Source organism: Pseudarthrobacter sp. 05T312, assembly GCF_056396685.1.
Genome location: NZ_JBFTLY010000005.1, coordinates 191,515 through 206,162 on the forward strand (window position 1 = coordinate 191,515; position 14,648 = coordinate 206,162).

Consider the following 14,648-nt stretch of genomic DNA (forward strand, 5'->3'; position numbering starts at 1 on the left):
TAACAACACGAAAGGGCCCGATCTGCGAGGATCGGGCCCTTTCGTTTACTCAATTATTTGAACCAGGAGCTAAAACATCCATGATGCGATTCAGGTCCTCAACGCTGGCAAACTCGATGCTGACCTTGCCCTTCCGGACGCCCAAGGAGATCTTGACGTTGGTGTCCAGACGGTCCGAGAGTGAGGAGGCGAGATAGTCGAGGCGCTCATGCCTGGCGCCGGGGCGGGGGATGTTGTTCTTGGCCGGCTTAGCAGGATCCTGGTACAGCGTGACTGCTTCTTCCGTTGCCCGGACAGACATGCCCTCGGCAACGATCTTTTGGGCCAGCCGCTCCATTGCAGCTGCGTCAGGCAGGGAAAGCAGGGCCCTGGCATGGCCCGCTGACAGCACGCCCGCAGCCACGCGTCGCTGTACCAGCGGCGGGAGCTTCAGGAGCCGCAGGGTGTTGGAGACCTGCGGCCGGGAACGGCCGATCCGGTCCGCAAGCTGCTCGTGGGTGGTACCAAAGTCCTCCAGGAGCTGCTGGTACGCCGCCGCCTCTTCCAGGGGGTTCAGCTGGCTTCGGTGGAGGTTTTCCAGAAGCGCGTCACGCAGGAGGTCGTCATCTGTTGTGTCCCGGATGATCGCGGGGATGGTGTCCAGCCCTGCCGCCTGCACAGCGCGCCAGCGGCGTTCACCCATGACCAGTTCGTAGGGCTCGCTACCATCTTCGGTTGATGTGCGAACAACAATCGGCTGAAGAACGCCAATTTCGCGTACTGAGTGTACAAGCTCGGCCATGTCGTCTTCATCGAAGACGCTGCGGGGCTGTTTCCGGTTGGGGTGGATGTCAGCGACGGAGATTTCCGCGAAGCGGGCGCCCGGAACCTCAACGAGATCAACCCCGGAGTCAACGCCCGTGTCCGCGGCACTGGAGGTAGCGGCAGCGGCAGTTACAGCAACAGCTTCCTTTTCTTCCAGAGCGGGCTCGGCAGGTGTTCCAGCCGGAGGGACGGCAGGCTCCGCATCCGGCTTGGCCCCGGAACGGGGAGCCTTCTTGGCGGGAGCCTTTTTCGTGGCCGAAGCATCGGTGCTGGAAGCAGCGTTGGCCGCCTCAGCAACACCCTTATCATCGAGGGACTTAGCAGCCGCTGGTTTAGCCGCCGATCGCCTGGCAGGGCTGTTCGCTGCCGTATCCTTGTCCGCGTTGGCTTCAGCCCGTGCTGCGGGCTGGTCCAGGGGTTCGGTCCTCTTTCGACCTTCGGGGAAGAACAGATCCACCGGCCGGGATACCGCCCCACCGTTACCGGAAGACCCATTGGCTGCGGCGGAACTAGGAATCAGCGCGCCAAGACCGCGGCCTAGGCCCCGTCGCTTCTCGCTCATGGGTAAATCCCTCCAGTGGTAGAGCCGGGACGAGCCTGGCTCCGTGCGTTGCGGTATTGAAGATTCTAGCGTTCGGCGATTTCTGCGGCGGCTTCGAGATAGGACAGCGCACCACTTGAGGAAGGGTCGTAGGTCATGACCGTCTGCTGGTAGCTGGGGGCCTCGGAAATTCGCACGGAGCGGGGAACGACGGCTGAAAGGACTTGATCGGGGAAGTGCTGGCGCACCTCCGCAGCTACCTGTGCGGCCAGGTTGGTGCGGCCGTCATACATGGTGAGCAGGATGGTCGATACAACAAGATCGGCATTGAGGTGCTTCTGGATCATCTCAATGTTCTTGAGGAGCTGACTGAGTCCTTCCAGGGCGTAGTACTCGCACTGGATGGGAATCAGGACCTCATTGGCTGCGCAGAAGGCATTGACCGTCAGCAGGCCCAGGCTCGGAGGGCAGTCAATGAAAACGTAGTCAAGGCGTTCTTCGCCGTTCTTCTCGCGTACCTTGGCATACACATCGATGGCCCGGCGCAGGCGCTGTTCACGGGCTACAAGGGATACGAGTTCAATCTCGGCGCCGGCAAGGTGGATCGTGGCGGGTGCGCAGATGAGCTTTCCAATGTCCGGGCAGGGAGCCACCACATCAGCCAGCGGAACGTCGTTGATCAGGACGTCGTAGATGCTGTCCACGTCCGCATGGTGTTCGATGCCCAACGCGGTCGAAGCATTGCCCTGCGGATCGATGTCAATCACCAGGACGTTCAGTCCGGCCGCGGCAAGGGCAGCGGCGATGTTCACTGTCGTGGTGGTCTTGCCCACGCCGCCCTTCTGGTTGGACACGGTAAAGATGCGCGTCTTTTCCGGGCGGGGAAGCTTCCGCCCCACCAAACGCTCACGACGTTTGGTTTCATGGGCAAGTTCACGCGCGATGGGACTCGAGTCATCGATGGCATCAATAACGTTGGAGCGACCGGCAGGGGTTGTTTCACGTGAAACCGCATTGCCGGACGAGGGCGAGACAACCGACTTCGGATGATTACCGCCGCGGCCGGGTGCCATAGCGGTGCCCGCCAGCCCTGACCCAGCGACAGAACGTGCCGACCCCAAGGACACAAACGGTGGGATCCGTTGTGCGGAGGCTTCACTACTGGTCACTGGGGCACACTCACTCTCGTTCAGCCAATTTTGCTGCCGTTGTCTAGCCTAACTGCTCCGGCCTGCTGACAGCCGTCAGCGGGCCCGCATTAGGACTTCTTTTGGGACTTGTTCACCACGATGCGCACAACCGTCGTCGGCTCCTCCAGGAGGTTGTCACCGACGGTCAGCACCGACGTCTCCACACCACCCAGCTTGCGGATGGTCTTGGCCGCCTTCTCGATTTCCTCGCCCGCGCTGCGGCCCTTGATGGCCACCACTTCGCCGTGCCCACCCAGCAGCGGGATGGTAAGGCCGGCCAGGTTGGTCAACGCAGATACGGCGCGGGCGGTCACGACGTCCGCTTCCACATGCCCGACAGCCAGTTCGGCGCGGGTGCGCATCACCGTGACATTGTCCAGGCCGAGGTCATCGACGACTTCCTGAAGCCAAATCACCCTGCGCTCCAGTGGTTCGATAAGGGTGAGCTCAAGGTCGGGGCGCGCAATCGCAAGGCAAAGGCCCGGCAGGCCGGCACCGCTCCCGACGTCGGCTACATGGCTTCCGTGCGCAATCTCGCTTTCGATGACTGCGCAGTTGAGCACATGGCGGCTCCACAGCCTGGGCACCTCGCGGGGGCCGATAAGGCCCCGCTCGGTACCAGACGTGGCGAGGTGCTCCACGTAGCGCTTTGCCAGCTCCAGGCGGTCACCAAAGATCTTCTCAGCAGCGCGCTGCTCTGCTGCCGTGATGTCAACCATAACTATTGGTCCGGCATTCACTAGTCTGCGGAAACGACGATATGGCGTCCGGCGCCCTCGCCCTCGGACTCGCTGACCAGGCCGAGGTCAGCTACGGCGTCGTGCACGATTTTGCGTTCGTAGGCGCTCATCGGCTCCAAGGCCACCGCCTTGCCGGATTCCTTTACGGAAGCTGCGGCGTCCTCGGCGATCTTCTGCAGGTGTCCGGTACGTTCCTGCCGGTAGCCATTGATGTCCAGCACGAGCCGTGAACGGTTCTCCGTCGCAGACAGCACTGCGAGGCGGGTCAGTTCCTGCAGGGCTTCCAGGACTTCACCGTCTTCGCCGACCAAGCCTTCAAGGCCTTCGGTTTCCTCTTCGGCAACGATGGAGATGTAGGTCCGTCCGTTGCGGACCTCGATGTCGATGTCGCCGTCGATGTCGGCGATGTCCAGCAGTTCCTCCAGGTAGTCGGCGGCGACGTCCCCCTCTTCCTCAAGGCGGCTGGCGGCGGAACCTTTGGCGGCGGGATCATCCTGGCCCACGGACTCGTCCTGATCTTCGATCTCTTCAGAAAGGGCGTGCTCGGTGCTCTCGGCTGACATTACTTCTTCTTCCTGTTCTTGCGCTGGGGCTGGACACGCTGTCCCTTGATCTCAACTGCGGCCGCTGCGGCTTCGTCGGCTGCTTCATCCCGCTTCCCGCTCAGGACGGACAGAGCCGGCAGGCCCCTGGCGGCACGGCGTTCGGCGAGGGCCTTTGCTGCGGGGGAGCCCGGCGTCGGCATCCGGCGGATAACGAAGAACTGCTGGCCCATGGTCCAAAGGTTGGTGGTGGTCCAGTAGATCAGCACGCCGATGGGGAAGTTGATGCCACCCACACCGAAGACGAGGGGCAGGATGTAGAGCATCATCTTCTGCTGCCGCATGAACGGGCTGGCCATGGCCTCTTCGGACATGTTCTTGGCCATGATCTGCTTCTGGGTGATGAACTGCGAGGCCGTCATGGCGAGGATCATCACGATGGACAGCACTACCACGGCAACGTTGCCGGCGCCCCCGTGCAGCAGGGCTGCAGACAGCGGAGCCCCAAAAATGCTGGACGCGTCGAACTCGACAACCTGCTCGTGGCTCATGGCCCCAATGCCTTCACCCTGTTCCTTCGCTCCTGAAATGCCGGAGAGCACCTGGAACAGGGCGAAGAAGAACGGCATCTGGATCAGCATGGGAAGGCATGCCGAGAACGGGTTGGTTCCATGCTTCTTGTACATGGCCATCTGTTCCTGGGCCATGGCCTGCCGGGACAGCTGGTCGGTCTTGCCTTTGTACTTCTCCTGGAGCTTCTTAAGGTCCGGCTGCAGGAGCTGCATGCCACGCTGCGCCTTGATCTGCTTGACGAATACAGGGATCAGGGCGGCACGGATCACCAGGACCAGTCCGATAATGGCCAGGGTCCAGGTCCAGCCATTCGCCGCTGGCATCCCAATGGCGCTCAGGCCATCGTGGAACGCGACCATGATGAAGGAAACCAGCCACTTAAATGGGGCAATGATTGTTCCAAAGATGTCCATACTTATCCCTATTCGTCAGGCCGCACTGCGGCCTTCTTCATCAGTCCGAGCAACCAGGTACCGGTCCGGATTGTTCAGCACAACAATTGTGGGGGTCTGGCCAGCTGGCCAGACCCGTCCCCCGGCGGGGACGTGGTCCACTCCGCCGGGATTCCATGGGTGGCAGTGGCCAAGGCGCCGGGCTGCAAGCCAGCTTCCCTTGACGGCGCCGTGAACGGTGACCGCTTCCAGGGCATAGGCCGAGCAGGAAGGGAAGAACCGGCAGACCGGCCCATACAAGGGAGAAACCACCTTGCGGTAGGCCATCAGCAGGAGAATGAGGATGTTCCGGGGCAGGTTCCAGAGAAACGTGCCGACAACGGCGGTCACGGTGCGGAGACGGGCGACGACGGCGGTGGCGTTAGGCACGCGGTGTCCCCTCCTGTGTTGTACCGGCTGAACCACTGCCGGCAGCCCGCGAAGGACGGCCGGCCAGCCGGTTCAGCGTAGATTCCAGTGCAGCGTTGTAGTCCGACAGCAGCTGGTCCCAGCTGGCCGAGGCGGACGCAGGAAGCGCCCGAATCACGATGGCGAGTCCTGTACCGTGCTCGCGCAACGAGGCAGCGGCCGCTTCTCTCAGTCTCCTCTTAACGAGGTTCCTGACCACAGCGTTCCCTACACTCTTGGAAACAATGAACCCGATCCGGCTGGGTTCGTCAGCAGCAATGGCTGCCGCATATAACACTACGTTCCGGCGTCCATTGCGGACACCGGAACGTACAGTTGTTGAAAAATCGGTTGGGGTCCTCAAGCGGTTGCGGGCGGCCAGCACCTTAAACTCGCAAGGGAATGTCTACCGATAAGCCAGTTATCTAGGCCGACAGTTCGGTGCGGCCCTTGCCACGACGGGCTGCCAGGATGGCACGGCCGGCACGGGTACGCATACGAAGGCGGAAGCCGTGCTTCTTGGCTCGACGGCGGTTATTCGGCTGAAAAGTCCGCTTGCTCACGTTAGTTACTCCAGTGGATCAAAGGTGCGCCCACCCGATCAGTAAAGGGGAAGAACTGGCCGACGCTAAGTTTTGTATATGCACGCTTCCCCCGACTGCCCAGGCGCACTGCGTCTGGATGTTCAGATGGGGCCCAAAAAGCGGACACAAAGGACTTCACAACGTTAGGGCAATTTGCGGGTCCGAGTCAAACCGGAACGGTACCGCACGGCTGTCCCCAGCTGTTGCTAAGTATCCCCAACAGCCTGTGGATGAAGTGGCTCACAGGGGCACTTCCAGAACCACAACCGTGTAATTATCCACAGCCAGATAGCCAGCTATCTTCTAGGCTTTTCATCACCTAGAGTGTCCCAGTAGCCGATTATCCACGGACTGTGCATAACCCTGTGGATGAAGCTGGGCCAGCACCCTGGTTCCGGACTTGGGGCTGCAGGCAATGCAGGCATAGCAAGTTTTGAGGGAACCGATTGATGACAGTAGACGAAGCCAACCACGCCAATACTGTCGGAAGTTCCTGGCGCCGGGTGGTCAGCCTGCTGGAACAGGACCACCGGGTATCACCACGCCAGCGTGGCTTTGTTATCCATGCCCAGGCGCAGGGCCTTATCGGTTCCACGCTCCTGGTGGCCGTCCCGAACGAACTCACCCGCGAAGTGCTCCAGACCCAGGTCAAGGAAGCCCTTGACGATGCATTGCACAACGTTTTCTCCGAAGACATCCGCTGTGCCATCGACGTGGACACCGATCTGGTGCCCATCCACAAGGAGCCCGAGCCCGTCGTCGAACCTGCTTTCGCGCCGGACCAGGTCATCGAGCAGAAGCCGCAGCCTATGCTCCCCAGCACGTCGCATGAGTTCGGCCGGCTGAACCCCAAGTACGTCTTCGACACCTTCGTGATTGGTTCCTCGAACCGGTTCGCCCACGCCGCCGCCGTGGCTGTTGCCGAAGCGCCCGCCAAGGCATACAACCCGCTCTTCATCTACGGAGATTCAGGCCTGGGCAAGACCCACCTCCTGCATGCGATCGGCCATTACGCCCGGCGCCTCTACAGCGGGATCCGCGTCCGCTACGTGAACTCGGAAGAATTCACCAACGACTTCATCAACTCGATCCGCGATGACGAAGGCACCAGCTTCAAGACGACGTACCGGAACGTCGATGTCCTGCTGATCGACGACATCCAGTTCCTGGCGGGCAAGGACCGGACGCTGGAGGAGTTCTTCCACACCTTCAATGCCCTGCACAACAACAACAAGCAGGTAGTCATCACCTCGGACCAGCCGCCCAAGCTGCTGGCCGGGTTTGAGGACCGGATGAAGTCACGTTTCGAGTGGGGCCTGCTGACGGACATCCAGCCGCCGGAGCTTGAGACCCGTATCGCCATCCTCCGCAAGAAGGCGCTGAGCGAGGGGCTGTCCGCCCCGGACGATGCCTTGGAGTACATCGCATCGAAGATCTCCAGCAACATCCGCGAACTCGAAGGCGCCCTGATCCGGGTTACGGCCTTTGCCAGCCTGAACCGGCAGCCCGTGGACGTGGCCCTTGCCGAGATGGTCTTGAAGGACCTGATTACCGACGACGGCGCCCAGGAGATCACGTCCGCCCAGATCCTCCAGCAGACGGCTGACTACTTCAAGCTCAGCATGGAAGAACTCTGCAGCAAGTCCCGCACCCGGACCCTGGTGACTGCACGCCAGATCGCCATGTACCTGTGCCGGGAGCTGACGGACATGTCGCTTCCCAAGATCGGACAGGAACTTGGCGGCCGCGACCACACCACCGTCATCCACGCCGACCGAAAGATCCGCGAACTCATGGCGGAGCGCCGTGTGATCTACAACCAGGTGACCGAGCTGACCAACCGGATCAAACAGCAGCAACGCGACTCCTGAATCCACACCGCACCAGGCACTCTATACCTTATTAACAGGGGCATGTGGATAAGCCTGTGGATACTTAAGGGGACAAGCGCGGTTAATGGGCTTAAAACCCTTAAGCCGTCTGTGGATCGTTAAAAATGGCCGTTTGCGTTGTCCCCATCCACACCCTGTTTAAAACCCAGTTAACGCACAGTCCGTGAACAGGCCTTAAGCGCGGAACCACGCGGCTGGACCGGGTTATCCACAGTTTCCACAGCAGTTATTAACACTACTAATCCCAAAAAATTGAAATCCCTCAAACAACAAGAACCTTCCGCCCTTCCACCGAGGGGGCCCGCCGGCCCCGGAGGAGCCGGGCTGGTCCTGCGGGGGATGGGTTAATCCCCGATCTTCCGGCTAAGCTGTCAGCAGCGCTCCCATCCCTGGGTTTTCGTGTGGTTTCCGTCTCCGCGGACCATGCACCAGCCGGGGTGCGCCCAACTTCTTCCGGAGTTTCCTGCGAAATTCCCGGGTTTACATGGCAGCAGCAATGAAAGGCGGCACCCTTCCGTGAAGTTCAGAGTCGATCGGGACGTCCTGGCAGAAGCCGTCACCTGGACAGCCCGGTCGTTGTCTCCGCGGCCTCCAGTGCCTGTCCTGTCCGGCCTCCTGCTGAAGGCCGAAGCCGGAACCGTCAGCCTTTCCAGCTTTGACTACGAAACCTCGGCCCGCCTTGAGATCACCGCCGATATCCGGGACGAAGGCACCATCCTGGTATCCGGCCGCCTCCTGGCCGACATCTGCCGCAGCCTGCCGTCCGCCCCTGTGGACGTGGAGACTGACGGCAACAAAGTCACCCTCACCTGCCGCCGAAGCAGCTTCCACCTCGCCACCATGCCGGAAGCCGAGTACCCGCCACTTCCGTCACTGCCGGCCATCAGCGGAACCGTCCCGGGGGATGCCTTTGCCCAGGCTGTCTCCCAGGTGATCATCGCGGCGAGCAAGGACGACACCCTGCCCATCCTCACCGGCGTGCGGATGGAAATCGAGGACGACCTGATAACGCTCCTGGCCACCGACCGGTACCGTCTGGCCATGCGCGAAGTACCCTGGAAGCCTGTGACTCCCGGGATCTCCACCAGTGCCCTGGTCAAGGCCAAAACCCTCAACGAAGTAGCCAAAACGCTTGGCAACAGCGGCGACATCAACCTAGCCCTGTCCGACGACGACAGCCGCCTGATCGGTTTCGAGAGCGGAGGCCGCACCACCACCTCGCTGCTGGTGGATGGCGACTACCCCAAGATCCGGTCGCTGTTCCCCGAATCCACCCCGATCCACGCTACGGTGCAGACCCAGGAACTCGTTGAGGCTGTCCGCCGTGTATCGCTGGTGGCCGAACGCAACACCCCGGTCCGTCTTGCCTTCACCGACGGCCTGCTCAACCTTGATGCCGGAACGGGAGAGGACGCCCAGGCATCAGAAGAGCTTGAGGCCCAACTGTCCGGCGAGGACATCACGGTTGCCTTCAACCCGCATTACCTGATCGAGGGACTCAGCGTCATCGAAACCAAATTCGTCCGGTTCTCCTTCACCACCGCGCCCAAGCCCGCCATGATCACGGCCCAGGCAGACGCCGACGGCGAAGACCAGGACGACTACCGCTACCTGGTAATGCCGGTCCGGCTTCCCAACTAGTCCCCGCCGCCTCCCTTGCCTCGCAAGCTCGGCCAGGGAACCCGGGCGGCGTGGGCCCACCCATCGGCTCCCGCCGCCAACTCCGTTCCTCCCACTAGAGCAGAAAAGAGTTCATCATGCATATTGGACTGATCGGCCTCGGCAAAATGGGATTCAACATGCGTGAGCGCCTGCGCAAAGGTGGCCTGGAAGTCACCGGTTACGACCGGAACCCGGACGTAACCGATGCCGCCAGCGTCGATGAGCTGATCGCCGCCGTTCCGGCGCCAAGGATCATCTGGGTCATGGTGCCCTCGGGGCCCATAACGGACGCCGTCATCACAGAACTCAGCGAAAAGCTGGAACCGGGCGACCTGGTCATCGACGGAGGTAATTCCAGGTTCACCGAGGACCAGAAGCATGGCGAACTCCTTGCCGCCAAGGACATTCGTTTCGCTGACTGCGGTGTCTCGGGCGGCGTCTGGGGCTTGCAGAACGGTTACGGACTGATGGCCGGCGGGGATGCCGCAGACATTGAACGTGCCCTGCCGGTCTTCGATGCACTGCGTCCCGAAGGCGATCGGGCGGACAGCTTCGTCCACGTCGGCGGTATTGGAGCCGGCCACTACGCCAAAATGGTCCATAACGGAATCGAATACGGACTGATGCAGGCGTACGCCGAAGGCTACGAACTGCTTGCAGCCAAGGACATCGTCACCGATCTTCCCGGCACGTTCCGGGCTTGGCAAAAAGGAACCGTTGTCCGGTCCTGGCTCCTGGACCTCATGGTCAAGGCCCTCGACGAGGACCCCGGCCTGGCCTCGATCGACGATTACGTGGAAGACTCCGGCGAAGGCCGGTGGACCGTTGAGGAAGCCATCGCCAACGCCGTCCCCGCTCCGGCCATTACCGCCGCATTGTTCGCCCGGTTTGCGTCCCGGGAGGATACCTCGCCAGCCATGAAGATGGTTTCCGCGCTGCGCCACCAGTTCGGCGGCCACGCAACCCGTCCCGCCAAGTAGCAGCCACCGGGAACCAGCAGAGTTCCCAGAATTGCCGAAAACCGCGTGTATCTGGAACACCTTTCACTGACCGACTTCCGCAGTTACGCCCAGGTGGATCTCGCCCTGGAACCCGGCGTCACCGTCCTTGTGGGATACAACGGCATCGGCAAGACCAACCTGATGGAGGCCATCGGCTACCTGGCTACCCTCAGTTCCCACCGGGTCAGCTCCGATGCGCCCCTGCTGAGGTTCGGCACGGAACGCGCGCTGGTCCGGGCGCGGCTGGTCCGCGGAACGCAGACCACGGTCCTTGAACTGGAAATCAACGCCAGCCGGGCAAACCGTGGGCGTATCAACCGCAGTAATCCTGTGCGTGCACGTGACCTCGTGGGCATCTGCCAGACAGTACTTTTCGCTCCGGAAGATCTGGCGTTGGTCAAGGGAGATCCGTCCAACCGCCGCCGCTTCCTGGACGAGCTGCTGGCCAGCCTCATCCCGCACCACGCGGCCACCCGCAGTGACTACGACCGGGTGCTGAAACAGCGCAATGCCCTGCTCAAGTCCGCGCGGGCGGGTAAGTTCACCTCCGCGCATGAATCCACCCTCGAGGTGTGGGACCAACACATGGCCAAGGCCGGAGCGGAATTGCTGCACGCGCGGCTGGAGCTCGTGGAAAGGCTGCGCCCGCACCTCGCCCGCGCCTACGCCGAACTTACGGATGCGTCCAAGCCGGCGGACGCCACCTACCGGTCAACGCTGCAGAACCAGATGGACGACGACGGCGTTCCGGCCGGAAGTGCCCAGGGCGCCACGGGGGGAGGTTCTTCAGGCAGCCCCGATGACCTCCGCCTTCTCTCCGTGGACCAGCTCACGGACCGCTATGTCCAGGCATTCGCGGATTCCCGCAGGAAAGAACTTGAACGCGGCATCTCCCTGGTGGGCCCGCACCGTGACGATTTGGAATTGATGCTCGGGCAAGCCCCTGCCAAGGGGTACGCCTCGCATGGTGAAACCTGGTCCATGTGCCTGTCCCTTCGCCTGGCCTCGTATTACGTGATGCTGGACGATGCGCGCACCGGCGGTTCTGCGCCCATCCTCATCCTGGACGACGTCTTTGCCGAACTCGACGTCCAGCGCAGGCGTAAACTGGCCGCAATAGTCTCCGGCGCGGAACAGGTCCTGGTGACCGCCGCCGTCGACGCCGATATTCCGGAAGAACTCTCCGGACGGCGGGTGAAGGTCGTCCCGGGAGGTATCGATGAGCAGTGACCAGCGCGGCGGGCTGCAGCCCGGCCGGGAACCTGACGACATCGATGCCCCGCAGGCTGCACTGAACCGTATGCGTGAAGCCGCGGCCGCGCGCGGCGAAGTCCGCCGGAAAGTGGCGCGTCCGGGCGCACCGAAAACCAAGGGCAGTATCCGGGACACCCGCGGCTTCAGCCAGTTCCACGCCACCGGGCGGGATCCCCTGGGGCTGGGGAAAGTGGTTGGCCGGCTGGTGGCGGAGCGGGGCTGGACGTCGCCGGTCGCCGTTGGTTCGGTCATGGCGGAGTGGGCAACCCTGGTGGGACCGGAAATCTCCTCCCACTGCACACCGGAGAGCTTTACCGACACCACCCTCCACGTGCGGTGTGATTCCACGGCATGGGCCACCCAGCTTCGGCTCCTGAGCACCAGCCTGCTTGATAAGTTCCGGCGGGAACTGGGTGATGGAGTGGTCACCAAAATCCAGGTCCTCGGACCGTCGGCACCGAGCTGGCGCAAGGGTGGACGCAGTGTCCAGGGCCGTGGTCCCCGGGATACTTACGGATAGCCGGAGCGGCAACTCTTGAAACTGCGCGCAAGGGCGTGTAGGGCGCTGTAAGGACCAGTGCGCGTATAGGCACCCGGAGGGCGTACCGCTGGGCCGCCCTAGGCGCGGCCAAGAGCCTCGCACAGCCATGTTCACCTGTGCTGAAGGCCCTGGAATGCGGGGATATGAGCCGGTTCACGGTAGAATTGGTGCAGATAACTGGGCGCGGATGAAACGTTGACTTCAGTCCGTTCTCCGTGCGCTCTCCGCGTTCGGGGAACGGAGCACCACTGTCAGCAGGTCACCGGCGCCATAAGTTTGTGCCTGTTGGCGGGTGGCTTTCCCTGGGAGAGGCACCGGCCGGCCATCATCGAGAACAGAGGAGTCGCAGCGCCTGTGGCTAACGACAATACAGATATTCTGGCAGCAGATACAGCAGTCGAGGATGGCCGCACCCCTGACACCCCGGCTGCTGCCACCACGCCGCGGGAATATGGCGCCAGCGACATCACTGTCCTCGAGGGCCTCGAAGCTGTCCGCAAACGTCCAGGCATGTACATCGGATCCACCGGACCCCGTGGCCTCCACCACCTGGTGTACGAGGTGGTGGACAACTCCGTGGACGAAGCATTGGCCGGATACTGCAGCCACATCGAGATCGTCCTGCAGGCCGACGGCGGCGTTAAAGTAGTCGATGACGGCCGCGGTATCCCGGTGGACATGCACCCCACGGAACACAAGCCCACCGTCGAGGTGGTCATGACCATCCTGCACGCCGGCGGCAAGTTCGGTGGCGGTGGATACGCAGTCTCCGGTGGCCTGCACGGCGTGGGCATCTCAGTGGTCAACGCCCTGTCCAGCCGCGTGGACACCGAAGTGCGCCGCCAGGGACACGTATGGCGGATGTCCTTTGCCGACGGAGGCAAGCCGCAGGGCAGCCTGGTCATGGGCGAAGAGACGGACGCCACGGGAACCACCCAGACGTTCTACCCGGATCCGGCGATCTTTGAGACCACGGACTTCGATTTCGAGACGCTGCGCGCCCGCTTCCAGCAGATGGCGTTCCTGAACAAGGGCCTGCGGATCACCCTGACGGATGAGCGCGCACCGGCCGGGGACAATGCCGACGGCGACCTGGACCTTGACGACCTCAGCACCGAGGGCGAAGTCAGCGCAGAACACCGCACTGTGGTCTACCAATACGACGAAGGCCTGCTGGACTACGTCCGGCACCTGAACTCGGGCAAGAAGGTCGAGGTGGTCCATGAGGACGTCATCGCCTTCGAAACTGAGGACAAGGACCGCAAGATCGCCTTGGAAATGGCGATGCAGTGGACCAGCGCCTATTCCGAAAGCGTCCACACCTACGCCAACACCATCAACACCCACGAAGGTGGCACGCACGAAGAAGGCTTCCGTGCTGCCATGACCTCCCTGGTCAACCGCTATGCCCGGGAAAAAGGCATCATCAAGGAAAAGGACGACAACCTCACGGGTGACGACATCCGTGAAGGCCTCACCGCCGTCATTTCCGTCAAGTTGGCTGAACCGCAGTTCGAGGGCCAGACGAAGACCAAGCTCGGCAATTCCGAGGTCAAAGGCTTCGTCCAGCGCGTGGTCACCGACGGGCTGGGCGACTGGCTCGAGCGCAATCCCGGCCCCGCCCGCGACGTGATCCGCAAAGCGATCTCTGCCGCGCAGGCCAGGATGGCTGCGCGCAAGGCCCGCGACAATGCTCGGCGCAAGAGCCCGCTGGAGTCCTTTGGCATGCCCGGCAAGCTTTCGGACTGCTCCTCCAAAAACCCGGAAAAGTGCGAGGTCTACATCGTGGAGGGTGACTCGGCCGGTGGTTCCGCCAAGCGCGGCCGCAACCCCGAGACCCAGGCCATCCTGCCGCTGCGCGGCAAGATCCTGAACGTGGAGCGCGCCCGTTTGGACAAGGCCCTGGGCAACGCCGAAGTCCAGTCCATGATCACCGCCTTTGGCACCGGCATCGGCGAGGACTTTGATCTCACCAAGCTGCGCTACCACAAGATCGTGCTCATGGCGGATGCCGACGTGGACGGCCAGCACATCACCACACTGCTGATGACCCTGCTGTTCCGGTACATGCGCCCCCTCATCGAGAACGGCTATGTATACCTGGCCCAGCCGCCGCTGTACCGGATCAAGTGGTCCAACGCCCCCCACGACTACGTGTACAGCGACCGTGAACGCGACGCCAAACTCGTGGCCGGGCAGGCAGCCGGACGCCGCATTCCCAAGGACAACGGCATCCAGCGTTACAAGGGCCTCGGCGAGATGGACTACACCGAATTGTGGGACACCACCATGGACCCCGACCACCGCACCCTGCTGCAGGTGACCATGGATGACGCCCTCGCCGCCGACCAGATCTTCTCCGTCCTCATGGGTGAAGACGTGGAATCCCGACGCAACTTCATCCAGCAGAACGCCAAGGACGTCAGGTTCCTGGACATCTAAGGACCCGCTCCAAAGTATTCGGAACCAGACATATACCTGAAAC

Annotated in this window: 14 protein-coding genes; 6 read left to right on the forward strand and 8 right to left on the reverse strand. The window is 62.3% G+C overall.

What is annotated here, in order from left to right:
- Positions 1-49 precede the first annotated feature (49 nt).
- The 8 genes from AC1DIP_RS09965 to rpmH all read right to left on the reverse strand — a co-directional run bounded on the left by AC1DIP_RS09965 (position 50) and on the right by rpmH (position 5,792).
- Entirely contained in the window at positions 50-1,366 is a 1,317-nt protein-coding gene (locus AC1DIP_RS09965; protein WP_477733637.1) for a ParB/RepB/Spo0J family partition protein, read from the reverse strand.
- A gap of 65 nt (positions 1,367-1,431) precedes the next feature.
- Positions 1,432-2,514, reverse strand: coding sequence for an AAA family ATPase (locus tag AC1DIP_RS09970; RefSeq protein ID WP_476208194.1), 1,083 nt, complete (start codon positions 2,512-2,514; stop codon positions 1,432-1,434).
- 89 nt (positions 2,515-2,603) lie between these two features.
- Entirely contained in the window at positions 2,604-3,254 is a 651-nt protein-coding gene (rsmG, locus tag AC1DIP_RS09975) for a 16S rRNA (guanine(527)-N(7))-methyltransferase RsmG (protein WP_476208195.1), read from the reverse strand.
- Between the two features lie 20 nt (positions 3,255-3,274).
- The gene (locus tag AC1DIP_RS09980) at positions 3,275-3,838 is read right to left on the reverse strand and encodes a Jag family protein (protein ID WP_477733638.1); all 564 of its coding nucleotides are present in this window, start codon (positions 3,836-3,838) and stop codon (positions 3,275-3,277) included.
- The gene (gene yidC / locus AC1DIP_RS09985; protein WP_476208199.1) at positions 3,838-4,803 is read right to left on the reverse strand and encodes a membrane protein insertase YidC; all 966 of its coding nucleotides are present in this window, start codon (positions 4,801-4,803) and stop codon (positions 3,838-3,840) included. Before yidC ends, AC1DIP_RS09980 begins: the two co-directional genes overlap by 1 nt.
- Before the next feature lie 15 nt (positions 4,804-4,818).
- The gene (yidD, locus tag AC1DIP_RS09990; protein ID WP_476208200.1) at positions 4,819-5,211 is read right to left on the reverse strand and encodes a membrane protein insertion efficiency factor YidD; all 393 of its coding nucleotides are present in this window, start codon (positions 5,209-5,211) and stop codon (positions 4,819-4,821) included.
- Positions 5,204-5,614, reverse strand: coding sequence for a ribonuclease P protein component (gene rnpA, locus AC1DIP_RS09995; RefSeq protein ID WP_477733639.1), 411 nt, complete (start codon positions 5,612-5,614; stop codon positions 5,204-5,206). The genes yidD and rnpA overlap by 8 nt, the downstream gene beginning before the upstream one ends.
- 40 nt (positions 5,615-5,654) lie before the next feature.
- Entirely contained in the window at positions 5,655-5,792 is a 138-nt protein-coding gene (rpmH, locus tag AC1DIP_RS10000) for a 50S ribosomal protein L34 (protein ID WP_003800212.1), read from the reverse strand.
- A gap of 470 nt (positions 5,793-6,262) precedes the next feature.
- On the opposite strand from rpmH, the gene dnaA reads away from it, so the two are divergent.
- From dnaA to gyrB, 6 genes are all read left to right on the forward strand, one after another.
- Positions 6,263-7,684, forward strand: coding sequence for a chromosomal replication initiator protein DnaA (gene dnaA, locus AC1DIP_RS10005; RefSeq protein ID WP_477733640.1), 1,422 nt, complete (start codon positions 6,263-6,265; stop codon positions 7,682-7,684).
- A 537-nt stretch (positions 7,685-8,221) separates the two neighbouring features.
- Complete coding sequence (gene dnaN, locus AC1DIP_RS10010) at positions 8,222-9,346, forward strand: DNA polymerase III subunit beta (protein WP_141158802.1); 1,125 nt, start codon at positions 8,222-8,224, stop codon at positions 9,344-9,346.
- Positions 9,347-9,462: 116 nt separating this feature from the next.
- Positions 9,463-10,347 (forward strand): phosphogluconate dehydrogenase (NAD(+)-dependent, decarboxylating), encoded by an 885-nt coding sequence (gene gnd, locus AC1DIP_RS10015; protein WP_476208212.1) that lies wholly within the window; start codon positions 9,463-9,465, stop codon positions 10,345-10,347.
- A 45-nt stretch (positions 10,348-10,392) separates the two neighbouring features.
- On the forward strand, positions 10,393-11,598 hold the full coding sequence (recF, locus tag AC1DIP_RS10020) for a DNA replication/repair protein RecF (RefSeq protein WP_476208214.1): 1,206 nt from the start codon (positions 10,393-10,395) through the stop codon (positions 11,596-11,598).
- Complete coding sequence (locus AC1DIP_RS10025; protein ID WP_476208216.1) at positions 11,588-12,142, forward strand: DciA family protein; 555 nt, start codon at positions 11,588-11,590, stop codon at positions 12,140-12,142. The genes recF and AC1DIP_RS10025 overlap by 11 nt, the downstream gene beginning before the upstream one ends.
- Positions 12,143-12,517: 375 nt before the next feature.
- A complete protein-coding gene (gyrB, locus tag AC1DIP_RS10030) occupies positions 12,518-14,605 on the forward strand; it encodes a DNA topoisomerase (ATP-hydrolyzing) subunit B (RefSeq protein WP_476208217.1) in 2,088 nt (695 codons plus the stop codon).
- The last annotated feature ends 43 nt before the right edge of the window (positions 14,606-14,648 follow it).

Bases quoted from the DNA above. Each gene is read 5' to 3' on its own strand.
- AC1DIP_RS09965 (WP_477733637.1), bottom strand. From the start codon at position 1,366: ATGAGCGAGAAGCGACGGGGCCTAGGCCGCGGTCTTGGCGCGCTGATT.
- rsmG (WP_476208195.1), bottom strand. From the start codon at position 3,254: ATGGTTGACATCACGGCAGCAGAGCAGCGCGCTGCTGAGAAGATCTTT.
- AC1DIP_RS09980 (WP_477733638.1), bottom strand. From the start codon at position 3,838: ATGTCAGCCGAGAGCACCGAGCACGCCCTTTCTGAAGAGATCGAAGAT.
- yidC (WP_476208199.1), bottom strand. From the start codon at position 4,803: ATGGACATCTTTGGAACAATCATTGCCCCATTTAAGTGGCTGGTTTCC.
- dnaA (WP_477733640.1), top strand. From the start codon at position 6,263: ATGACAGTAGACGAAGCCAACCACGCCAATACTGTCGGAAGTTCCTGG.
- gnd (WP_476208212.1), top strand. From the start codon at position 9,463: ATGCATATTGGACTGATCGGCCTCGGCAAAATGGGATTCAACATGCGT.
- AC1DIP_RS10025 (WP_476208216.1), top strand. From the start codon at position 11,588: ATGAGCAGTGACCAGCGCGGCGGGCTGCAGCCCGGCCGGGAACCTGAC.